Source organism: Mycobacterium sp. NGS62 (assembly GCF_059812285.1).
In genome coordinates this window covers 74,933-97,311 of sequence record NZ_JCALCK010000012.1, presented here as the reverse complement: position 1 = coordinate 97,311, position 22,379 = coordinate 74,933, and the positions used below count along the sequence as shown (strand labels likewise).

General features: G+C 64.2%; 22 protein-coding genes. 10 read left to right on the top strand and 12 right to left on the bottom strand.

The genetic code is table 11. The annotated features are described in order from the left end of the window. Window positions 1-72: 72 nt before the first annotated feature. Window positions 73-1,245 carry an acyl-CoA dehydrogenase family protein gene (locus AC5Y49_RS21205; protein ID WP_499890808.1) on the bottom strand — a complete coding sequence of 391 codons (1,173 nt, stop codon included), beginning with the start codon at window positions 1,243-1,245 and terminating at the stop codon, window positions 73-75. A 197-nt stretch (window positions 1,246-1,442) separates the two neighbouring features. Between AC5Y49_RS21205 and AC5Y49_RS21200 the strand changes: the two genes are divergently transcribed. The 7 genes from AC5Y49_RS21200 to AC5Y49_RS21170 all read left to right on the top strand — a co-directional run bounded on the left by AC5Y49_RS21200 (window position 1,443) and on the right by AC5Y49_RS21170 (window position 7,240). After that, a complete protein-coding gene (locus AC5Y49_RS21200) occupies window positions 1,443-2,099 on the top strand; it encodes a TetR/AcrR family transcriptional regulator (protein ID WP_499890806.1) in 657 nt (218 codons plus the stop codon). A gap of 276 nt (window positions 2,100-2,375) precedes the next feature. Further along, a complete protein-coding gene (locus AC5Y49_RS21195) occupies window positions 2,376-2,549 on the top strand; it encodes a hypothetical protein (RefSeq protein WP_499890804.1) in 174 nt (57 codons plus the stop codon). A gap of 9 nt (window positions 2,550-2,558) precedes the next feature. Continuing rightward, entirely contained in the window at window positions 2,559-2,957 is a 399-nt protein-coding gene (locus AC5Y49_RS21190; RefSeq protein ID WP_499890803.1) for a hypothetical protein, read from the top strand. A gap of 241 nt (window positions 2,958-3,198) precedes the next feature. After that, window positions 3,199-4,401, top strand: a complete 1,203-nt coding sequence (locus tag AC5Y49_RS21185; protein WP_499890799.1) for a cytochrome P450 — start codon at window positions 3,199-3,201, stop codon at window positions 4,399-4,401. Between the two features lie 58 nt (window positions 4,402-4,459). Continuing rightward, window positions 4,460-5,296, top strand: coding sequence for a mycofactocin-coupled SDR family oxidoreductase (locus AC5Y49_RS21180; RefSeq protein WP_499890796.1), 837 nt, complete (start codon window positions 4,460-4,462; stop codon window positions 5,294-5,296). 64 nt (window positions 5,297-5,360) lie between these two features. Further along, the gene (locus AC5Y49_RS21175) at window positions 5,361-6,374 is read left to right on the top strand and encodes a phosphotransferase (protein WP_499890904.1); all 1,014 of its coding nucleotides are present in this window, start codon (window positions 5,361-5,363) and stop codon (window positions 6,372-6,374) included. A gap of 41 nt (window positions 6,375-6,415) precedes the next feature. After that, entirely contained in the window at window positions 6,416-7,240 is an 825-nt protein-coding gene (locus AC5Y49_RS21170; protein WP_499890794.1) for an SDR family NAD(P)-dependent oxidoreductase, read from the top strand. A gap of 6 nt (window positions 7,241-7,246) precedes the next feature. Here AC5Y49_RS21170 and AC5Y49_RS21165 read toward each other — a convergent pair whose 3' ends face one another. The 11 genes from AC5Y49_RS21165 to AC5Y49_RS21115 all read right to left on the bottom strand — a co-directional run bounded on the left by AC5Y49_RS21165 (window position 7,247) and on the right by AC5Y49_RS21115 (window position 18,890). After that, window positions 7,247-8,047 (bottom strand): SDR family NAD(P)-dependent oxidoreductase, encoded by an 801-nt coding sequence (locus AC5Y49_RS21165; RefSeq protein ID WP_499890790.1) that lies wholly within the window; start codon window positions 8,045-8,047, stop codon window positions 7,247-7,249. 5 nt (window positions 8,048-8,052) lie between these two features. Continuing rightward, window positions 8,053-8,907, bottom strand: a complete 855-nt coding sequence (locus tag AC5Y49_RS21160; RefSeq protein WP_499890786.1) for an LLM class F420-dependent oxidoreductase — start codon at window positions 8,905-8,907, stop codon at window positions 8,053-8,055. Next, entirely contained in the window at window positions 8,904-11,330 is a 2,427-nt protein-coding gene (locus AC5Y49_RS21155; protein WP_499890783.1) for a CaiB/BaiF CoA-transferase family protein, read from the bottom strand. Before AC5Y49_RS21155 ends, AC5Y49_RS21160 begins: the two co-directional genes overlap by 4 nt. A 2-nt stretch (window positions 11,331-11,332) precedes the next feature. Further along, complete coding sequence (locus tag AC5Y49_RS21150) at window positions 11,333-12,283, bottom strand: enoyl-CoA hydratase/isomerase family protein (protein ID WP_499890782.1); 951 nt, start codon at window positions 12,281-12,283, stop codon at window positions 11,333-11,335. Continuing rightward, window positions 12,276-13,406, bottom strand: a complete 1,131-nt coding sequence (locus AC5Y49_RS21145) for a M24 family metallopeptidase (protein WP_499890780.1) — start codon at window positions 13,404-13,406, stop codon at window positions 12,276-12,278. Before AC5Y49_RS21145 ends, AC5Y49_RS21150 begins: the two co-directional genes overlap by 8 nt. A gap of 41 nt (window positions 13,407-13,447) precedes the next feature. After that, the gene (locus tag AC5Y49_RS21140) at window positions 13,448-14,674 is read right to left on the bottom strand and encodes a M24 family metallopeptidase (RefSeq protein ID WP_499890901.1); all 1,227 of its coding nucleotides are present in this window, start codon (window positions 14,672-14,674) and stop codon (window positions 13,448-13,450) included. Window positions 14,675-14,695: 21 nt separating this feature from the next. Then, the gene (locus AC5Y49_RS21135; RefSeq protein WP_499890899.1) at window positions 14,696-15,757 is read right to left on the bottom strand and encodes an amidohydrolase family protein; all 1,062 of its coding nucleotides are present in this window, start codon (window positions 15,755-15,757) and stop codon (window positions 14,696-14,698) included. Between the two features lie 175 nt (window positions 15,758-15,932). Continuing rightward, window positions 15,933-17,174, bottom strand: coding sequence for a cytochrome P450 (locus AC5Y49_RS21130; protein WP_499890779.1), 1,242 nt, complete (start codon window positions 17,172-17,174; stop codon window positions 15,933-15,935). A 4-nt stretch (window positions 17,175-17,178) separates the two neighbouring features. Next, window positions 17,179-17,373: a ferredoxin gene (locus AC5Y49_RS21125; RefSeq protein WP_499890776.1), complete on the bottom strand. Its 195-nt coding sequence runs from the start codon at window positions 17,371-17,373 to the stop codon at window positions 17,179-17,181. Then, the gene (locus AC5Y49_RS21120; RefSeq protein ID WP_499890774.1) at window positions 17,370-18,032 is read right to left on the bottom strand and encodes a TetR/AcrR family transcriptional regulator; all 663 of its coding nucleotides are present in this window, start codon (window positions 18,030-18,032) and stop codon (window positions 17,370-17,372) included. Before AC5Y49_RS21120 ends, AC5Y49_RS21125 begins: the two co-directional genes overlap by 4 nt. Window positions 18,033-18,077: 45 nt before the next feature. Next, window positions 18,078-18,890, bottom strand: coding sequence for an SDR family NAD(P)-dependent oxidoreductase (locus AC5Y49_RS21115; protein WP_499890771.1), 813 nt, complete (start codon window positions 18,888-18,890; stop codon window positions 18,078-18,080). Window positions 18,891-19,303: 413 nt separating this feature from the next. On the opposite strand from AC5Y49_RS21115, the gene pstS reads away from it, so the two are divergent. Genes pstS through pstA form a run of 3 tightly spaced genes read left to right on the top strand, consistent with a single transcriptional unit; the run spans window position 19,304 to window position 22,353 of the window. Further along, window positions 19,304-20,443, top strand: a complete 1,140-nt coding sequence (gene pstS, locus AC5Y49_RS21110; RefSeq protein ID WP_499890769.1) for a phosphate ABC transporter substrate-binding protein PstS — start codon at window positions 19,304-19,306, stop codon at window positions 20,441-20,443. 54 nt (window positions 20,444-20,497) lie between these two features. Continuing rightward, window positions 20,498-21,448 (top strand): phosphate ABC transporter permease subunit PstC, encoded by a 951-nt coding sequence (gene pstC, locus AC5Y49_RS21105; RefSeq protein ID WP_499890766.1) that lies wholly within the window; start codon window positions 20,498-20,500, stop codon window positions 21,446-21,448. Beyond that, the gene (gene pstA, locus AC5Y49_RS21100) at window positions 21,448-22,353 is read left to right on the top strand and encodes a phosphate ABC transporter permease PstA (protein ID WP_499890896.1); all 906 of its coding nucleotides are present in this window, start codon (window positions 21,448-21,450) and stop codon (window positions 22,351-22,353) included. Before pstC ends, pstA begins: the two co-directional genes overlap by 1 nt. The last annotated feature ends 26 nt before the right edge of the window (window positions 22,354-22,379 follow it).

Genomic DNA, 22,379 nt, shown 5'->3' with positions numbered 1-22,379 from the left:
TAATTGCGCGAGCGTGCGTGTCCCCGGCCGACACGCCGCGCTAATATCCGGGTTTGCGCACACTCGTCCGCGTCATCGCGGCAGGCCCAAAACCCGCTGGGCGATGATGTTGCGCTGGATCTCCGAGGTGCCGCCGGCGATCGTCCCGGCGAAGCTGCGGAAGTAGCGATCGAACCAACTGCCGTAGTGGGCATCCAGATTCAGCGGCGCGAACGGACCGGTGACATCAGGGTGCTGGAGACCGTCAGCCGCTGCAGCATTGAGCGCATGCTCAGATGCGGTCTGCACTGCTTCTGATCCCAGCAGCTTGAGCACCGACAGGCTCGCTACATCCTCCTCGCCACGGTCAGCGCGGGCCAGTGCGGCCGAGCCGAGCAGTCGCAGGGCTTCGGAATCCATCAGCAGGGTGGCGTAGTGGTCGCGTTGTAGCGGATCCGCCGGTTGGCAATCGACGATCAGTTCGCGTAGCCGATCGGCGTAGCCCAGCCACAGCATCGTGCGTTCGTGCCCCAGGGAGCCGTTCGCCACCCGCCAGCCCTGATTCAGCGGGCCCACCAGGTTGTCGACCGGCACCCTCGCGTCGTTGAAGAAGACCTCGTTGAAATCCAGGTCGCCGCCATCCGCCGCCGACGCGAAGGGCCGTCGCGTCACACCCGGCGTGTCGGTGGGGATCAGCAACACGCTGATTCCCTTGTGTTTTGGCGCATCGGGATCGGTCCGAACGAAGGTCAGCAGCACGTCGGCATCGTGAGCGCCGGACGTCCATACTTTCTGCCCGTTGACCACGAAGTGGTCGCCGTCCAGCACCGCGCGGGTCCGCAACGAGGCCAGATCGGAGCCCGCGCCCGGTTCGCTCATCCCCAACGACGCGGTCATGTCGGCCCGCAGAATCGGCACCGCCCAGCGCTGCTTCTGCTCGTCGGTTCCGAACGACAACACCGACGCAGCGATGATGCCCACCCCTTGCGGATTGAAGCTTTGGTAGATCCGTCGCCGCGACAACTCTTCGAGATGCACGTATTGCTGTAGGACGGTGGCGTTGCGGCCGCCGAACTCCGGCGGGTTGCCCGGCAGCAGCCAGCCGTTGTCGAACAGCAGCCGCTGCCATCGGCGCGCCCAGGGCGGCACATGCGACGACGAGCGCGGCCGCTCGCCGGTTTGAACCTCGTCGGGCAGGTGCTCGTCCAGGAAGGCCACGAATTCGGAGCGGAACGCTTCCACGTCGGCGGCAAAAGTCAGTTTCACGGGTACTCCTCGGCATCGGCGCCCGCAGTTCCACATTTCTGCTTCCGGGAGCACTGCAAAGAGAATAGTATTCTCGTGGTAAGAAAGTTACAATCTCTGACACGTCGTCCGTGAGGGGGTGCGAGACACCAATGGCACGGCGTTCTCCGGTACAGTCCAACCATGTTCTCCCCTCACGGCAACCGTCTGAGCCGTCGGTGACCAGTCCCGGCGAAGAGCCGGCCTGGAAGCAGCGGGCGGTCGAGCGGTCCATCAAAACCGCGAAACTGCGCGCAGCCCAGCGCGTTCAACGTTTCCTGGATGCCGCCCAGGCCATCATCATCGAAAAGGGCAGCACGGACTTCACCGTCCAAGAGGTTGTCGACCGGTCCCGCCAGTCGCTGCGGAGCTTCTACCTGCAGTTCGACGGCAAGCATGAGTTGTTGCTCGCCCTTTTCGAGGACGCGTTGAGTCGGTCCGCCGACCAGATCCGCGCGGCTACGGCCAGCCACTCCGACCCGCTCGAGCGGTTGAAGGTCGCCGTCGAGCTGCTCTTCGAGGCGTCCCGTCCCGATCCCGCCGCCAAACGGCCGTTGTTCACCGACTTTGCACCGCGATTGCTGGTCTCCCATCCAGCCGAGGTCAAAGTCGCTCATGCCCCGCTTCTTGCATTGCTGACCGAACTTATGGAAGAGGCGGACGCCGCCGAACTACTGCGCGCCGGCATCCCGCCCCGGCGGCTGGCCGCGATGACGATGCAGACGGTGATGTTCATCGCCCAATCGAGCGGCGGTTCCGACGACGCGACCGTGCATCCCATCACCGCCGACGAGGTCTGGGACTTCTGCTCACGGGGATTCGCAGCCGAGAATTAGGTTACCGCGGTTCGAGAACTCGACTTACACTATCTGAGTGCCCGACCTGTGGACGGACCTGCTCGGTTGTTTGAATCTGCGATTCTGCGACACCGAGCAACCCGGGCAAGCCAACGCAACCACGTTCCAGGGCCCCAACCAGCAACTCGAATACCACCGGCTTTTCGGCGGTCAGTTACTCGGCCAATTCGTTTGTGCGGCCTCGATGAGCTGCCCGGACAAGCGCATCAAATCGCTGCATGCGGTGTTCGCCCGGGAAGGCCGGCCGACGAACCGGTGCGATACCAGCTGGCGCGTCACCACGAAGGCCGGTCATTCGCGACGCTGGCGATCACCGCCAGCCAGTCCCGCGGCGCATTGGCCACCGGCTCGGTCTGCATGCACACCGCCGAGGACGGCCCAGACCACCAGAGCATCGAGAGCGTGCCGCCGGTCTTGGACGAGCAGTAGCAAGTCGAATTGGGCCTCATTCCCTGGGAGACTCGCTGCGCCGACGATCTCAATGCTGCTACCGCCGGTCCGCCCCGGTTCGAGCTCTGGATGCGCACACCACCAGTTGACCCCGAGCTGGCGCCCGCGTTGGCCGCCTACGCCACCGATCTCACGCTGATCGGGACGGCGCTGCCCCCGATCGAGGGAGTCGACCAAGGCGGCAACGGGACGGCGTTCACCTCAGCGGTGACCAGCCATACACTGTGGTTCCACCGCCCGTTCCGCACCGACGACTGGCTGCTGCTGCGGCAGCACAGTCCGGTGTTGGCGCACGGCCGGTGTTTTGGGCGCGGCGATGTGCTGGGTAAAGACGGTTCGCTCGTTGCTTCCTATGCACAGGAGGCCCTGCTGCGTTTCAGCCAGTGATGGGTGGCACCGGAATATGTTGGCAGCCAACCTCTCTGGTCGTGATCAGCGCGGACAAGCCGCAATTGCAGTGTTCGAATATCGCACCACCCGACGCTTGGAGAATTTGATTCTCGATGTGCGAGAACTTTAGATGTCAGAAACGGATTCGAGATTGACACTGGTAGCGGCTGATGACAGAGTTCAGGAGCAACAGGATGCAAGATCCCGTGAGAACACGGTTCCGTGAGAGGCGATATCCGTGACAGTCAGCGCCGCCAGTGACGTCTACTACGACCCGTACAACCCCGAGCTGAATGCCGATCCGTACGGAATGTTCCGCCGGCTGCGCGAAGAATCGCCGCTGTACTACAACTCCGAGCACGACTTTTATGCGCTGAGCAGGTTCGCCGACGTCGACACCGCTCTGGTCGACTACCAGACCTTCAGCTCGTCTCGCGGGGCGATTCTGGAGCTGATCAAGAGCAACATGGAAATGCCTTCTGGTGTCTTGATTTTCGAGGACCCGCCGGTGCACGACGTCCACCGCAAACTGCTGGCACGAATGTTCACCCCTCGCAAGATCAACGAACTGGAAAGCAAGATCCGCGATTTCTGTGCTCGCTGTCTCGATCCGCTGATCGGCACTGACCGGTTCGACTTTGTGACCGATCTCGGGGCCCAGATGCCGATGCGGGTGATCGGAATGCTTTTGGGCATCCCCGAAAACGACCAGGAGGCGATCCGGGATCGCTCGAATGCCACGATGCGCACCGAGGTCGGTCAGCCGATGACCATTGCCTCCGATGGCTTCGACACCGGTGAGGCTTTTGCTCAGTACATCGACTGGCGAGCCGAGCACCCGTCAGACGACATCATGACCGAGTTGTTGAACGTCGAGTTCGAAGGCGAAACCGGCACCACCCGCCGGCTCACCCGCGACGAACTGCTCGTCTATGTCAATGTGGTAGCCGGGGCAGGCAACGAAACCACCACCCGGCTGATCGGCTGGACCGGCAAGGTTCTCGCAGAACATCCAGACCAGCGGCGGCAACTGGTCGAGGACACGTCGCTCATTCCACGGGCTATCGAAGAGCTGTTGCGCTTCGAGCCGCCGGCGCCGCACGTCGCACGGTATGTGACCCGCGATGTCGAGCTCTACGGCCAGACCGTACCCGAGGGCAGCGTGATGATGATGCTGATCGGGGCAGCCAACCGCGACCATCGCCAATTCCCGCCCGACGGTGACGTTTTCGACATCCATCGGGAAGCCCGTCAGCACTTGGCCTTCAGCGTCGGCACGCATTACTGCCTTGGCTCGGCGCTGGCCCGGCTGGAAGGACGGATCGCGCTGGAGGAGATCCTCAAGCGCTTCCCCGATTGGGACGTCGACCTGACCAACGCCACGTTGTCCCCGACGTCCACTGTGCGCGGATGGGAAGCGATGCCCGCGGTCATCCGATAAGCCGCAGCGGTGATCGAGTGCACGTCAAAGTTTCAACATCAACGGAATTGAGGTAGGGATGGCGGGACGAGTCGAAGGCAAGGTCGCATTGATCACGGGTGCAGCCCGTGGCCAGGGCCGCGCGCACGCGGTGCGGCTGGCGCAGGAAGGCGCCGACATCATCGCGGTCGACATCTGCAAGCCGATCGAGAGCGTCCAAGTTCCGCTTTCCACACCGGAAGATCTGGCCGAGACGGCAGATCTGGTCAAGGGCCACAACCGCCGCATCTACACCGCCGAAGTCGATGTGCGGGATTACGACGCGCTGAAAGCTGCAGTGGATGCTGGTGTCGAGCAGCTCGGGCGGCTGGACATCATCGTCGCCAACGCCGGTATCGGCAACGGGGGGGCGACGCTGGACAAGACCAGCGAACGAGACTGGACCGACATGATCGACGTCAACCTCGCCGGCGTATGGAAGACCGTGAAAGCCGGTGTACCGCATCTGCTGGCGGGCGGACGCGGCGGATCGATCATCTTGACCAGTTCGGTGGGCGGGTTGAAAGCCTATCCACACACCGGTCACTATGTGGCGGCCAAGCACGGCGTGGTGGGGCTGATGCGGACCTTTGCGGTCGAGTTGGGCCAGCACATGATTCGAGTCAACTCCGTGCACCCCACCAACGTGAACACACCGTTGTTCATGAACGAGCCGACGATGAAGCTATTCCGCCCCGATCTGGAGAACCCCGGCCCAGATGACCTCAAGGTGGTCGCACAGATGATGCACACTCTGCCGGTCGGGTGGGTGGAGCCGGAGGACATCAGCAACGCGGTGCTGTTCCTGGCGTCCGACGAGTCCCGCTACATCACCGGCGTCACGTTGCCGATCGACGCGGGCAGCTGCTTGAAGTAAGTCGATCGTGACAACTGCCGAACTCTCGGTTCCCAAAGAGTGGGAACACGTTACACCCGAGTGGATGACGGCGGCGATCGCACGCCACTATCCCGGTGCCGAGGTTGGCGAGGTCACAGTCGAGCTGCGTGACGACGGCACGAACCGGCGCGCCCGGCTGGCGTTGAGCTACTCGGCCGGTTCCGGGCCGCCCACCGTCTTCGTCAAGGCTGCGGATCCGGCGCACAAGGAGCTGATCCGCGCGACCAGCGGCATGTTCCACGAGCCGCGATTGTTCAATTCCGGAGTTGAGTTGCCGCTGGAACATCCGACCGTCTATACGGCCCTCATCGACGAAGGCGACTACGACTTCGTGATGGTCATGGAGGACCTGACGGCCCGCGGAGCCGACCCGCGCGACGCGACACGGCCCATGACCGTTGCGGAAGTCGCGACCGGTGTGCGCGGCCTGGGCCGGATGCATGGCCATTATTGGGGCAACAGAGTTCTCGAGGCCACGGCGCTTGACTGGCTCGAGCCGTTCGAGCCCTGGGGCGGCATGGAGATCGCGCCCCTGCCGGCGGCCATTGAGAGGTTGGGCGATGACGCTCCGGCGCAGGTGAAGTCGCTGACGATCGAGCAATTGATCGGTGATATCTGGGCGCCCTACATTCGCACGTTGACCAAGTCGACGCAGACGCTGTTGCACGGCGATCCGCATATCGGCAACACCTATCTGCTGCCTGGCGGCGAGGTCGGCTTCCTGGACTGGCAGGTGGCGCGCCGCGGGAACTGGTCGCTGGATCTCGGATATTTCCTCCAGGGGGCATTGACCACAGAAGACCGACGCCATGCCGAACGCGAACTGCTAGAGCAATATCGTGATGCCCTGGCGTTACCGGCCGACGAACTGCCGTCGATGGACGAGATCTGGCTGCGCTATCGGGCCTCGGTCGCCCATGGGCTGACCCTGTGGCTCTGCACCGCCAGCGCCGGCGAGCTCTGGCAGCGGCCGGACATCGCTTTGGCGCTGGCGCAAAGGTATTCGGCCGCCTACGCCGACCTGGACGCGGCGGCAGCTTTAGCAGCAATCGGCTAAGCGATACCCATCCAGGTCCGCATCGGTTAGCGTTTTCCGCCATGGACGCTTTCAAAGGCCGGGGCGCGGTCATCACCGGCGGAGCGAGTGGCATCGGTTTCGCCACCGCCGACAACCTTGCCCGGCGCGGCGCGGCCGTCGTGCTGGCAGACGTCGAAGGTGCTGCGCTCGAGCAAGCCGTCGCGCGGCTGCGCGCCGATGGCCTCGAGGCGCATGGCGTGGTCTGCGATGTCCGCCACCACGATGAGGTTATCGGCTTAGCCGACCAGGCGTTTCGCCTGCTCGGGCGAGTTCACGTGGTCTTCAACAACGCCGGTGTCGCGGTGGCCGGGCCGATCGCGCAGATGTCGCACGACGACTGGCGCTGGGTGGTCGACGTCGATTTGTGGGGTCCGATTCACGGCGTCGAAGCTTTCTTGCCCCGACTCCTCGAGCAGGGTGAGGGTGGCCACATGGTGTTCACGTCGTCGTTCGCCGGCTTGGTAGCGAATGTGGGCCTCGCGCCGTACTCCGTCGCCAAATACGGTGTGGTCGCACTCGCCGAAGCGCTGGCCCGTGAGGTCAAGGCAAACGACATCGGGGTATCGGTGCTGTGCCCGATGCTCGTCGGAACCAATATCGGCAACTCCGAGCGCAATCGCAGTATCGACTACGGAGGGCCGGCGCAGCAGCTGGTTCCAGGACCGGAGACCGGCGGGGAAGGCGTCCTTGACGTCGATGCCGTCGCCGGGCTGACGGTGGAAGCAATACTGGCCAACCGGCTCTACATCCTGCCGCACCAGGCGTCGCGGGGCTCAATCCGGCGCAGGTTCGAGCGGATCGACCGCACCTTCGACGACCAGGCCGCCCACGGTTGGACCCACTAGTGGGGACTAGGCGGGGCCTAACGTGGGCTTATCGGTATGTGGATGGTGATACCAGCCGCCGGCGGCGTGTGTCCCGCCGTCGACGTGAATGGTCTGTCCGGTGATGTAGCTCGCCATATCCGAGGCGAGAAACACTGCGGCACTTGCGACCTCGTCGACAGTTCCGGCTCGGCCGATCGGGACAGCCTGGCCGATATCCTGGCTCAGGTCGCCGAGGTTGGCGAGTCCCTCGGTGATGGTGATGTCCGGCGCCAGTGCGTTGACCCGGATACCGTGCGGTGCGAGCTCGAACGCCGCGGTTTTGGTGTAGTTGATGACGCCGGCTTTGGCGGCCGCATATGCGGCGTAGCCGGGTGCGGCGCGCACCCCTTCGATCGAGGTCAGGTTGATGACGCTGCCGGGTAGGCCGGCGGCTACCAGAGATCGCGCAACCCGCTGAGTGCACAGCAGCACATGACGGATGTTGGCCTTGTAGAGTGCATCCCAGCCGTTCTCGCTGGTCTCCAGCAGCGGCGAGAAGAACGTCCCACCGGCGTTGTTCACCAGGATCGTCACCGGTCCAAGTTCTTCGGCCGTACGCTGCAGCGCGGCATCGACCTGTGCGCTGTCTCGGACGTCGGCGACAATGCCCAGCGCGCCAATCGATTCGGCAGTGCTAATGCAGCTCTCGGTATCGCGTTCCCAGATCGCCACCGATGCCCCGAAAGCGACCAAGCCCGCCGCAATGCCGCGGCCGATGCCTGCTCCGCCACCGGTCACCACTGCGACACGGCCGCTAAGTTGGATGTCGGATGGACTGATGGCCACGGAATCTAGCCTGCCGCAGCGGCTTTCTCGAAGTACTGATCGGCGAAGCGGGTGATGCCGTCGAGTGCGTCGCGGGTGCGTTGCCACGGTGCGACGATGAGTCGGTCGATACCTGCGTCAGCGGCGCGCTGCACATCATCGGTCGAGGAGATCGGTACGGAGGTGGTGATTTGTGGTCTGCCGCTGCGTCCATGCTCAGCCCACAGTCCGCTGAGTATCCCGACCGACTCCGGTATCCGATCCACAGTGTGGTTCATCGGCAGCCAGCCGTCGCCCAGGCGCGCGACCCGGCGTAAGGCGGCCTTGCCGTCGCCGCCGATGTGCAACGGCGGTCCGCCCGGCTGCACCGGTTTGGGCTCGAACATGACTTCACCGAAATCGAAGAACCGGCCGTGGTATTCGACACTGGGTTGGCTCCACAGTGCCCGGCATACCTGTAATGCCTCGTCGACGCGTGGGCCGCGGCTGTCGAAGTCCAGGCCGACCGCCTCCCACTCTTCGCGTAGCCAGCTCGCGCCGACGCCGAAGTCGAACCGGCCGCCCGACACGATGTCCAGGGTCGCAGCGGCGCGTGCGCTGACGAAGGGGTGGCGCAGGCCGATGTTGTAAACATAGGTGCCCAAGCGGATGGTCGCGGTCTGGGCGGCAAGAAACGACAGGTAGTTCAGCGCGTCGAAAATCGGTGTCTGCGGCGGCACTGGTGGATGCGCATCGCCCTGGTGAGGGCTACCGCTCATCGCGACGGGGAACACCAGGTGTTCGGGAAGCCAGACCGACTCGAAGCCCAGCGCCTCAGCCTGCTTCGTCAGCTCGGGCCACAACCCGGGATGGGCGCGTGCCAGCGGAATACCGAATTTCATTGGGCTTTCGCCTTTCTCGCAACGCCCGGCGCCGAGCCGATGACCCCGTCGGCTTCCAGGCCGGCGATCTCAGACTCGGTGAGGCCGAGCTCGGCAAGGAGTTCATGGTTGTGTTGCCCGAGCAGCGGGGCGGGCTGTCGGTGGAAGCGATGCGGTCCCCGAGAGAAGCGCGCAGGCACCGTGCTGTGTGGAACCGACTCGTTGACCGGGTGTCCGACGGATTCGAAGAAACCACGGAAAGCGAGCTGCGGCAGCTCGGTTTGCCGATGCGGTTGCATGACCTTCGCCACTGGGACACCGGCTTCCCACAGGCAGCCGACGATCTCGTCGCCGCTGCGGTGCTGACACCAGGCGCTGAGTTGCTCGTCGATCAGGTCATGGCGTTGCCGCCGTCCGGCGGCACTGGCCAGCGCCGGATCGGTTGCCCACCGCGGGCGGCCGAGCGCGTCACGCAATCCGGCCCACTGTTCGTCGGTTGCCACCGCGACCGCGACCCAGCTGTCGGGGCGGCCGAACTCGTCGATGTCGGCTGTGCGGTAGAGGTTTTGCGGCGCTGCCGTCGGACCGCGGTTACCGTCCCGTTGCAGCAGGGCGCCGTAGGCGCTGTATTCGACGACCTGTTCGGCGGCGACGTTGATCGCGGCGTCGACCATGGCGGCCTCCACCAGCACTCCTTGCCCGGTTCGGCGTCGGTGTTCCAGCGCCAGCAGTAGCGCGTTGACCGCGTGGATGCCGGCGTTGGGGTCGCCGACCGAATATGGGTCATAGGGGTTGCGGTCGGGATAGCCGGTGAGCCAACTCAACCCGGACGCGGCTTCGATAACGTAGGCGAAGGCCGGATTGTCGCGCCAAGGCCCGTCAAGTCCGAACCCGGGCATCCTCAGCAGGATGGTGTCAGGCCGGATCGCTTGCACCGCCGCGAAATCCAGTCCGATTTGTTCGAGCACCCGGGGCGTGAAGTTCTCGACGATCACGTCCGATGTTGCGATGAATCGGCGCAGCAGATCGCGTCCGGCAGCCGTCCGCAAATCGAGCGTCAAACCCTTTTTGTTGGTGTTGAGACCAGAGAAGATCGGCGAGCGCTCCCACCATTGGTCTTCGGTCACCGGCACGCCGGCGATGAGCCGGGTGCCGTCCGGCCTGCCGGTGGACTCCACGTGGATGACCTCGGCCCCGAGTAGCGCCAAAAAATGCGTGCAGGATGGACCCGCCCAGAACGTCGTCATGTCCAGCACCCGTAAGCCGCTCAACGGCAACCGATCCGCCGTGCCGCTGGCTGCCGATCGGGCGGGCGGCCGGGCCTGGCGGTAGTGGGCGGTATGCTCACCGAGCCGTGGGGCAGGTGTTGGCGGCGGCAGCAACGAGGGCTGCATGCGGTAGGGGTGGCCGGGCTGCCAAAAGCCGTCCCGAGGATTGGTGACAAACGACCCGCGATGCTGGAAATGGTCCAAGCCGGTGATGTTGGCGCCGTTGGCCACTGGAGCATTGGGAACGCGGAATGCGGTGGCGAGATCCCGGATCTCCTCGACCGTCTGCTCCTCGAACCAGGCATAGATGTCGTCGGCCTTCTCGTTGGCCTGCTCGGTGATCGTGAGCGGCGATTCCTCGTCGATCCAGTCCTGGTGACCGGTCATCGCGCACAGATCGAACCACTGCTGCGCGGTCCCGCAGCCGACGTCGATTAGGCCGTCTTTGGCCCGCGCGATGCCCGGGACGGTGAGTCTGCGGGCATCCCGCCAGGGCCGGCCGAGCATCTCGAAGTAGCTCACCGGGTAATACGTGAGGCCCAGTATCTGCGTCTCCAGCATGGACAGGTCGATGAGTTCACCAGCACCGCTGTCGATTTGACGCAGTCGCGATGTCAGGGTGATCGCACTGGCAAACGCTCCGGCGAGATACTCACCGACCTGCCCGCCGACGAATACCGGTGCTCGGTCCGCCGACCCGCGGCCGAGACCGACGATTCCGCCGGACCACGCCTGCAAGGTGAATTCCGTCGCCGGCAGGTCTCGCCATGGCCCGGTCAGGCCGAACGGAGTGATCGCGGTGACGATCAAATGCGGGTGAGCGTGCTGCATTTCGGCGGGAGCAAATGACGGGTGCTCGGCAACGGCCGAGCCGCGCGACCACACCACCGCGTCGGCAGATGCCAGCAACCCGTTGACGAACGCCACATCAGTCTCAGGATCGGCGACTACGCTGTGCTTGGCGCAGGCCAAAAAACTGAACAGGGCGCCGTCGGTGCCGGATTCGATGGCGGCACCCGACGCGGACCATCGTCGCAATGGGTCTCCTTGCGGCGGCTCGATTTTGATGACGCGCGCACCGCCGTCTGCCAAGAGTTTGGTGCAGTAGGCGCCGGCGATGCCGGTGGACAGGTCGACGACGGTATAGCCGTGTAAGGGGCCGGATAGCGCCTCCACGGTTACCCGTTCTTCTCGCGACTGGATTTGCTCAACCGGAACTCCGGCGGAAACTTGCTGTCGTTGTCCTTGACCGCGTCGGTCAGCCCGCTGCCGATAGCGTCGTCGAGCATTAGGCTGTCGCCGTCGGGAGCAGCACCGCCGCCCATCGATTCGAAGAAACCAGTCAGCAGGCTGCCGAGATATTCGCCCTGATACTGCTTGACCACCTCGAAGAAGACCTTCTGCATAAAGATGGTGTCGGTGGGGCGGTTTCGCGCGCACGCCAGCGCGTATTTGTCGACCTCGGCCTCCAGCTGATTCCGCGGCACGACTTTGTTTAAGAAGTTGCAGTGGAACATCTCGTCGGCGGTGAAAGGCCGTCCGGTGAAAACCATTTCCTGAAACGTCCGCAAGCCCATGGTCTGGACCCATGTCCACATCCGCGGGCCCCAGCCGTAGTACCGGAACGACGGGTGACCGAACAGAGCGTCGTCGGAGGCGATCACCAGGTCGGCGTCAGCGGCCTGGTAGAAATGCCAGCCGTAGCAGTACCCCTTGGCTTCGACGATGCTGATCTTCTTGAATTCCTGCAGCGCGCGATTACCGGCCTGCGAGTTGGCGTACCACTGGCTGATCGTCGCGCCGTGACGAAAGGATCCTTTGGGCGGGTATTGAATTCCATCGTCTTCCAGCCGCAATTCAGCCAAGCGGGCCTCGGGCGAATCTTTGCCTTCCATGAACTCGGGAAGGTCGGCGCCGCTGCCGAGGTCGTCGCCGACACCGCGGATGACCACCACCTTGACGTCGTCGTCGACGGTGGCGGCGCGCAGCAGATCGGCATAGCGAAGCCGCGCAGCGGTGGTGGGAGCGTTGAGAAACTCGGGACGGTTGAAGGTGATCGTCGCGATCTTGGTCTTCGGGTCCTTCGCGTAGAGGATGATCTCCTCAGGCGGGGGAGGCTGGTCAGGCATGAACTACGCCTTGCCATGACGGACTCGTCGTCAGCAACTCGGGACCGTCCGCGGTGATCAGCACCGCCTCCCGGCCGAATACCGCGCCGATACCTCGCTCCCAGACGTAACCGGTGACCGCGAGCACCATGCCGGGCTCCAGCTGTTCTTCGGCGGCGGTTGCCGGCAGATGCGACGACACCACCGGTGGGTCGAAACCCAGTCCCAGCCCGCGCGCCACCGGCATCGGCGGCAGCGGCTCCCCTGCGGCGTGGTAGGCGGCCAGTAGTTCAGCAGCCGGTGCGGCAGGCTGACACGCTTCATAAAGCCTGTCCCACAGCAACTCCCAGCGGCCGTAGAGATCGGCGGCACCGTCGACATCGCCGACCGGCCAGCTGCGGCCGACCTCGCCGGCGTAGCCGCCGGCGAGTACACCCGCCGACAGCGCCACCAGATCCCCGGATGCGACCCGTCCATCGTCGCTGCCGCGCCGCCACGGGTGATCACGCGAGGTCACCCATGCCACATCCTGGGTTGCCGGCGTGCTGACCCCGCCGGCCGCCACAGCCTCCAGCAGGACCCCGGCCAGGGTCTTTTCGCTGATTCCGGGCCGCAATTCGGCCACTGCTGCGGCCAGTCCGTTCTCGGCCACCCGGATGGACTCGCGTAGCGCAGTCACCTCTTCGGTCGTCTTGATCCGCCGGGCGGCGCGCATGGCCAACTCCCCGTCCACCAGGTCGGCGTTGGGAAAGGCCACCGGCAGCAGCTGTGCGAACCCGGGCGAAAGCGCATCGGTACCCACGCGTTTCGCTGTGGCCGCACCCTCGATGCCTTGCAGCACCGAGATGGTGTTCATCGGATTCCAGGCGATGCCGTAGAGGTTTTCGTGCGGGATGTCCTCGGGGACACCTTCGTCCCAGGTGCTGAGCAGGTGGATGGCCCCGGTTTCCGCGACGACGACGCAGGTGGGACCGAACGGCCGGGTGCCGGCCACCCACAGTTGCGGTGCGCCGGTCACGTAGCGCACGTTGGCTTGTCGACCAAGGACCAGCACGTCGAGGTCGTGGGCCGCCATTTGGGCCAGTGCACGCTCGCGACGCCCGGAGCGCAACGCCCGATCGTCGGGCAGAACTTCAGTAGCCATCGGCGCTACTCCTCCTCATCGCGTCGCTGCGCAGCTGGGCGCTACTCCGCGCCATACGGGTCATAGGGATAGTCGGTCAACCGAATCCAACCTTCCTCGGTGATGACGATGATCTCTTCGCTGCGATAGCCGCCGGTACCGTCCTCCCACACCACCGGCTCCAGGACCAGCACCATGCCGGGTTCGAACACAAAGTTCTCGTCGAACTCGTCGCCGAGATCCGTCCCGATCATTGGTGTTTCAGCCGCATTCACGCCGATACCGTGACCCAGGTAGAAGTGGGGCAGCCAGGGTCGGCTGCCGCCGTTGGCTTTCGTCGCGGCTCTTCCCAACTCGGCGGCGGTAGCCCCGGCACGGGTGACGTCGAGCACCGCGGTCATGATTTCTCGCCACCGGTCGAACTGTGCCTGTTGGCGCGGTGTGGGATCCTGGCCCACCACCCAGGTCCGGCCGAAGTCCGAGCAGTAGCCGGCGTAGGTGATGCTGACGTCGGTCCACAATACGTCGCCGGCCGCCAATTCGCGCTCGGTCGTCAGCAACGGCAACGCCAGATCGCCGTGTGTGGTCCACACCCCGTCGGCCTTGTTCTTCGGCATTACCTGCCAGATCGGTTCGAGCATGCTGGCCATCGCGCCCAGTTCGAACGCGCGGCGCAAAAAGCCTGCCGACAAGTCGATCTGGCGGATTCCGGGGGCCAGCGCCGCCTGCACATCGACCATCGCCTGGTCGGTGATCCGGCATGCGGTGCGGATACAGGCCAGTTCGTCGGTGGTCTTGATGACTTTGGCGGCGCCGATCACCTGGGCGGCATCGACTGGGCGGCCGGCCCGAAACAACTGGTGCTGGGCGCGTCGCATCGCTCCGGTGAACTCGTCGACCGCGACGACCGCCTCGGCCGGCACCAGTTCGGCGACCCTCCGCGCGAAGTTCTCCACGCCCTCATCGAACTCGAGATAGACCGGGCCATGCAGATGGTCGGCAGGCAGCCCCGATTCGGATGCCGTGCCCTCGCGGAACGGCAGGAACAAATGCGGCCACGGGTCGTCGGCGCACACCACCGCGACCGGCCGCTCGACGTAGGACAACCCGGCGTCGCCCAGCGGCCAGCTCGCTCCGGTTGCGTAGACGACGTTGTTGTTTCCCAGCAGGATCAACGCATCGACGCCCCGATCGGCCATCACCGACCGGAGCCGCGCACCGGTCTCTGAGCGCATCCGGTCGAGGTCCGGAGTGTCCGGGATTTCGATCGCAGACGGCGGCGCCTGCATGAACGTCGTCACCGAACGGCCCTACAGTCCGAGGAATTCGGTGATGTTGCCGCTCACAATCTGTGCAGCCGCCTCCGGGCCGACCGCATCGACCACCGTCGCCAGCGACTTCTCGGAGTAGCCGTAGGTGCTTTCGTTGTGCGGGTAGTCGCTCGACCACATCACCTTGTCGACGCCGATTTTGTCGATCAACTGCAGACCCAACGGGTCGACCATGAACGACGCACTCATGTGGGTGTCCCAGTAGTACCGCACGCCGTGCTCGACGGGCCGGTTGAACATGTGCTGATACGACGCGACGAGATGTTCGGCGTCCTGCAAAGCCCATGGCACCCAGGCGATCCCACCTTCGAACCAGCCAATCCGCAGCTTGGGATGCCGGTCGAGGATGCCGGCGAAGATGTACTTGGAGAACGCTTCCCGGAACCCGTCGATGTTGATCATCATGCCCACCACCACGCTGTTGAATTCGCATGGGGTTTTCGGCGGCGTCTCGCCGATGTGATGGGCGACCGGCAGGCCGGCTTCTTCGATCTCGTCCCACACCGGGCTCATGGCATCGCTGGCGTAGTCGATGATATTGCCCTCGTCGTCCTTGCCCGGGTTCAGCGGAAGCAGGAACGTCTTGAGACCAAGCGATTTCAACTCTGAGAGCGTCCGGCGGGTGCCTTCCGGATCCCACCAGTTGATCAGCCCCGCCCCATAGAAGTGGCCACCGGAACGTTCCTGCAACTCGGCGATGTACTCGTTGTAGATGCGGAACGCGAGTTCGCGAAGCTTTTTGTCCGGGTAGTGGAAAAGCGCCAAGATAGCGTTGGGGAACGCCAACTCCTTGTTGACGCCGTCTTCGCGCAACTCCTGGATTCGCGCCTCGATGTTGGTGCTTCCGGCGCCCGGCAGGTCGTCGTATTGCATCAGCACCGCGCTGAAGTCGCCCGGCAGGAACGACTGCCCTTTGCGGCCGACCTGGTATGCCCCATCCTCGTACCAGATCCGCGGCGCTTTGTCTTTGAGGTCGTCGGGAAAACGTTCGTAGAAGATGTCCTCGGCAAGCGAAATGTGGTTGTCCGCAGAGAAAACCACCGTGCCTTCCGGTAATCCGGTGCTTTTGACGTCGGCGTGGCCACGTCGATCCTTGGGCGCGCCGTAACCTCCGGGCGGGTACAGCGAAATGGTGGACTGGCTGGACATCGTTGATCCTCCAATCGGATCGGCTGGGTTTTCGAAAGTAGTCATCTATGCCTGGCCCGATAGGCGATCACCAGGTCACCGGCAACTCGTAGACGCCGTAGGCCAGGCGGTCGTTTTTGAACGGGATCTTGTCGAACGGCACCGCCAATTCCAACGTGGGCATACGCCGGAACAGTTTGTGAAAGACCATCTGCAACTCGACGCGAGCCAGTTGCTGGCCGACACATTGGTGCGGGCCGAAACCGAACGCGAGATGCTGGCGGGCGGGCCTGCCCAGATCGAGCACCTCGGGGTCGGGAAACTCCGCGGGGTCCCAATTCGCCGGAGCCAGGTCGATGATGATGCCGTCGCCGGCACGGATCACCTCGCCCGCGATCTCGATATCCTCGGCGGCCACCCGGCGCTGCCCATTCTGAATGATGGACAGGTAGCGCAGCAGTTCCTCCACCGCATTGGCAACCACGGTGTCGTCGTCGGTGTCTCGGATCACGGCCAGCTTCTCGGGTTCTTGCAGCAGCGCAAGAATCCCCAAACCGATCATGTTCGCCGTGGTTTCGTGTCCAGCAATCAGCATCCCAGTGCCCAGCTGGGTCGCCTCCTTGAGGCTGAGCTCCCCCGATTTCACCCGGTCCCCCAGGTCCGAGACCATGTCCTCGGTGGGTTCGGCAATCCGGGCTTCCAACAGCCGGATCAGATACTTGGACAGCTCGCTCGCACCTGCGGCGGTGTCCTTCGCGGTCGCATAGCGGGAGACTCCCATGGTCGCGTGCTCCTGGAAGAAGCCGTGATCTTGGTACGGCACGCCGAGCAGTTCGCTGATTACCAGCGACGGGATCGGCAACGCCAGCGCCGTCACCAAATCGGCGGGCTGCGGACCGGCCAAAATGGCGTCGATGTGTTCGTCGATGATCTGCCCGATCGCCGGGCGCATGGCCTCCACCCGCCGGGATGTCAACGGGCGCGACAACATCCGGCGGAAGCGGATGTGTTCGGCACCATCGGAAGTGAACACCGACCGCGGGCGCTTGTGCACCGTGGCAAGCATGCCTTCGTTCCAGTGCGGAAAGCCGTCGCGCCGATCGTCGACGCTGACCCGCGGGTCGCCGAACAGGGCGCGCGCCTCCTGGTAGCCGGTGATCAGCCACGGCGTGCTGCCGTCCCAAATCCGCACCCGAGAAAGCGGTTTCGTCTGCGCAAGCGCCATCACGTCGGGTGGAGGCGCGAACGGGCAGCTGCCCGACCTCGCCATCGGGTATTCCGGAATTCCCGAGGTGGTCTCGGTCGCAGTGCCGGTGAGGGTGTCGGACAACTTCTCACTCCTCGATCTGAATGGCTTGGGCGGGGCAACCCGCAGCGGCGCTGCGGGCGTTGTCAGCCTGGTCGGCCGGTGGGTGTTGGTTGAGCAGCACGACGACTCCGTCCTCGTCGCGTTGGTCGAAAATCTCCGGCGCCCGCATCACGCAGTTGCCCGACGATGCGCATTTGTCTTGGTCGACAGTCACTTTCATCTGTCGCTTCTTTCCGTCACCGGAGCCAGCCACAAACCCACGATCGCATCGATAAGACCGGAACCGGCGGTCTGCCAACTGGACAGAGATGTTTTTGCGGCCAGCGCCCGTTCGCGATCGGCGCACGTGTGCATCAGTAGATTGCGGGCCATCAGATTGCGCTCCACCCGAACCTCGATCGGCAGCTCGGGCAGACAGCCGTTGATGCCGTCGATCACCTGCACCAGCGACGGGGACGTCAGCGCGTCTTTGACGACAATGTTGTGATAGGCCGGATCGGTCATCACCTGTGCGGCAAAGCGCGCATACCAAGTGGGGTTGCCCAGCGCAGCGAGGTGTTCGGTGAGCGGGCATACCAAGCACGCCACCCAGTCGCGCATCGCTGCGGAGTCGCCGTTCTGCACAAGCTGAGCAACCATCTCCTCGCGCAGCCGCTCGATGGGCACCCGGTGTTTGTGCTCGATAGCCCGCACCAGGTCCGTTTTGGTGCCGAAATGGTAGCCGACGGCGGCGTTGTTGCCCTGCCCGGCGGCCTCGCTGACTTGCCGATTGGACACGGCGAAAACCCCGTGTTCGGCGAACAACCGCTCGGCCGCCGTCAGGATCGCCTCCTGAGTCGTGCTGGCCCGCTCGGTGCGCGCGGGCCTCGCCGTAGTCACGCCGCCAAGTCAACCCCGCGGCCCTGTTTAAGTCAAGCGATTGATTTAATCTTTCGGACGGCGCCGCCGGATCGCTTTACCGGCCGACGTTCCGCCGTCGACGGGGAGCACCGTCCCGGTGACATAGCGGGATCTCTCACCGGCCAAGTAGAGCGCGGCCTCGGCAACGTCGTCGGGTGTGCCCTCGCGCTGTAGCGGCCGGTCGGCCCGCATCTGCTCCCGGATGGTGTGCTCGAAACGCTCGAGTTCTTCACCTTTCATGCCGGAAGCCGACGAGGCCAGGATCGGAGTCGGGATATTGCCCGGAGCAATGCAATTGACCCGGATCTCGTAGTGCGCCAACTCGATTGCCACAGACTTGGTGAATTGAATGACAGCCGCCTTGGAGGCGCGATACGTCATCACACCGCCACCGGCCTGGATCCCACCGATTGACGACACGTTGATAATCGAACCGCCGCCGCCGGCCGCCATGTACCGAGCCGCCTCGCGAGTGCCTGCCATGACGCCGAGCACATTGACCCCCATCACCCGCTGGAAGTCGGCCAGATCGTCCTCCAAAAAACTGCGGTGCATCCGACTGGAGATGCCGGCGTTGTTGACCATGACGTGCAGGCCGTCGAACTGCCGAACTGCTCGCGACACCAACTCGGCGACCTGGTCGGGTTCTGCGGTGTCGGTATGACGGAAATCCGCTCGGGCCCCGTACTTTTCCGCGAGCGCCTTACCCCGGTCGGCATCGACGTCGCCAATCACCACCCGGGCGCCCTCCGCCAGGAACCTCTCGACGATGCCAGCGCCGATGCCCGAGGCACCGCCGGTGACGATCGCGACCTTGCCAGCTAATTCGTTGACCACACCGACGAGTTAATCGACGCGATCTTGGTTAAGTCAAGCGATTGATTTAGAAAAACCTGAATCGACGCCCCCGCGCCCACCGGCCTGGTCTGCCGACGCGCACCCGTTGTGCGGTTTCATACGCGACTCGCCGCAGCCTGCGTATCAAATCGCACCCTGGGGGCCCGTGCAGGCCGAATACCGCATCGGCGACGCTTCCCCGCCCCCTGGTGATCTTGAAAAACGGATGGATTCCCTGGCTGTTCGATCTTCGTGCGTGATACGTTCGCCTCGGTGGGGCCTTTAACTATGCGTCTACACGGTGCCGGCTTGGATCAGCCGCGGACCCACCCCACTTGCATGGCTGTGCAACTCGGCGTGGCCTGGTGGCGCAGTGAATGCAGTCGTCATCCCTTCCGTTCAAAGGAGCCGATTTGAAACTCAAACGATGTGGCGCTGCGCTCGGTGTGATGGCCACCGGCGCGCTGGTGCTGTCGGCATGCGGTAATGACAACAGCGCGAATCAAGGGAACCAAGGGGCGCAGCCGTCTGGTTCGTCGTCTGCCTCTGCTTCGTCGTCGGCGAACGTGACGTGCGGCGGAGCCAAGACGCTGAAGGCCAGCGGCTCGACAGCACAGGCCAACGCGATGGCTCGATTCGTCAACGCGTTCGAGCAGGCTTGCCCGGGTCAAACCCTGAATTACACCGCCAATGGTTCGGGTGCCGGCATCAGCGAATTCACTGGCAAGCAAACTGACTTCGGCGGCTCCGACGTACCGCTGAGTGCCGACGAGGCCGGCAAAGCGCAAGAACGTTGCGGCTCACCGGCATGGAACCTGCCCACGGTGTTCGGTCCCATCGCGGTCACCTACAACGTCAAGGGCGTGGACAAGCTGGCCCTCGACGGTCCGACAGCGGCCAAGATCTTCAACGGAACCATCGCCACCTGGGATGACCCTGCGATCAAGGGGTTGAACAACAACGCCACGCTGCCCGCCGAGCCGATTCACGTTGTGTTCCGCAGCGACGAGTCCGGCACCACAGCCAACTTCCAGGAATACCTGGACGCCGCCTCTGACGGCGCGTGGGGCAAGGGAGCCGGCAAGACGTTCAACGGCGGAGTCGGCGAAGGGGCCAAGGGCAACGACGGCACGTCAGCTGCCGTCAAGAACACCGAAGGGTCGATCACCTACAACGAGTGGTCGTTCGCTCAGGCACAGAAGTTGAACATGGCTCAGATCGTCACCTCCGCGGGCCCCGAGCCGGTGTCGATCAGCAGCGACTCGGTCGGCAAGACGATCGCCGGTGCGACGATCAAGGGGCAGGGCAACGACTTGGTCCTCGACACGATGTCGTTCTACAAGCCGACGCAGGCCGGCTCGTACCCGATCGTGCTGGCGACCTATGAGATCGTCTGCTCGAAGTACCCCGACCCGCAGGTTGGTTCGGCTGTCAAGGCGTTCCTGCAGGCCACCATCGGCCCCGGGCAGAACGGCTTGGCGGACAACGGGTACATCCCGATTCCCGACTCGTTCAAGTCGAGATTGTCAACCGCGGTCAACGCGATCGCCTGATCTGAGGCCGCCATTTCCCGAGAATCACTGACCCGGCCCGATCCGACCGGGGCAATGCCTGGGTTGACGGCGACAGGTAGCGCAGGACGGCACGGCGACCGACTGTTCAAGTCGGTCGCCGTTGCCGCCGGCGCGACGATCGTGATCGCGATCGCCTTGATCGCGATATTCCTGCTCATCAACGCCGTGCCGTCGCTGCGTGCCAACCACGCGAACTTCTTCACGAGTGCCGAATTCGACACCCGCGATGCCCAGAACCTGGCATTCGGCATCCGCGACCTGTTCATGGTCACGGTGCTGAGTTCGATCTTCGCCTTGGTGTTGGCGGTGCCGGTCGCGGTCGGGGTCGCGGTGTTCCTGACCCAGTACGCGCCGGCACAACTGTCACGTCCGTTCGCTGTGATGGTCGATCTGCTGGCTGCGGTGCCCTCGATCATCTTCGGGCTCTGGGGCATCTTCGTATTAGCGCCGCAGCTCGAGCCGATCGAACTGTTTCTCAACCGCCACCTGGGATGGTTGTTCCTGTTTCACAAGGGCAATGTGTCGCTGGTCGGCGGTGGCACGATCTTCACCGCCGGGATCGTCCTGGCCGCGATGATCCTGCCGATCATCTCGTCGGTGTCCAGAGAAGTGTTCCGGCAGACACCGCATATGCAGGTCGAAGCAGCGCAGGCGCTCGGCGCGACGAAGTGGGAAGTCGTGCGGATGACCGTACTGCCCTTCGGCCGGAGCGGCGTCATCGCGGCGTCGATGCTCGGTTTGGGCCGTGCGCTGGGAGAAACGGTGGCCGTGCTGATCATCTTGCGCGCGGCCGCGCAGCCCGGGCGTTGGTCGCTGTTCGACGGCGGCTACACGTTCGCTTCCAAGATCGCTTCGGCGGCAACCGAATTCAGCGAACCACTACCAACCGGCGCTTACATCTCCGCTGGATTCGTGCTCTTCGTGCTGACGTTCATGGTCAACGCCGCCGCCCGGGCGGTCGCCGGCGGGAAGGTCAACGGATGATGAGTACCGCGGCGCTCGACCGGCCGGTCAAAGCTGCGGCGTTTCGCGGCATCGGCATTAGGCGGCGTGTCAAAAACAGCGTCGCGACAGTGCTTTTCCTGGTGTCATTCGTCGTCGCGTTGGTCCCGCTGATCTGGTTGCTCTGGGTCGTCATCGACCGCGGCTGGTGGGCCGTCACCCGAAAAGGCTGGTGGACTCATTCGCTGCGCGGCGTGATGCCAGAGCAATTCGCCGGCGGTGTCTATCACGCGCTCTATGGCACGGTGGCGCAAGCGGTGGTGGCCGCCGTCATCGCCGTGCCGCTGGGATTGATGGTCGCGATCTACTTGGCCGAATACGGTCCCGACCGGCTGACCCGGGTGACCACCTTCATGGTCGACGTGCTGGCCGGGGTGCCATCGATCGTGGCGTCGCTGTTCATCTTCAGCCTCTGGATCGCGACTTTGGGCTTCGAGCAGAGCGGCTTTGCGGTGTCGCTGGCGTTGGTTCTGCTGATGTTGCCGATCGTCGTGCGTGCAGGCGAAGAGATGCTCAAGCTGGTGCCCGACGAACTGCGGGAAGCCAGCTACGCGTTGGGCATCCCGAAGTGGAAAACGATCGTGCGGATCGTCATTCCCGTTGCGCTGCCGGGCATCATCTCGGGCGTCTTGTTGTCGTTCGCCCGCATCATCGGGGAAACCGCACCGGTGCTGGTGCTGGTCGGCTACAGCCGATCGATCAACTACGACATGTTCAGCGGCAACATGGCGTCGCTGCCGCTGTTGATTTACACCGAACTCACCAACCCCGAGCACGCCGGTTTTCTGCGGGTCTGGGGCGCGGCGCTGACGCTGATCATCGTGGTCGCCGTCGTCAACCTCGTTGCCGCGCTGGCGACCAGGATCCTGGCCATCGGGCGGCGGTAGTCGTTTGGCCGCCGGTATTTCCGGTC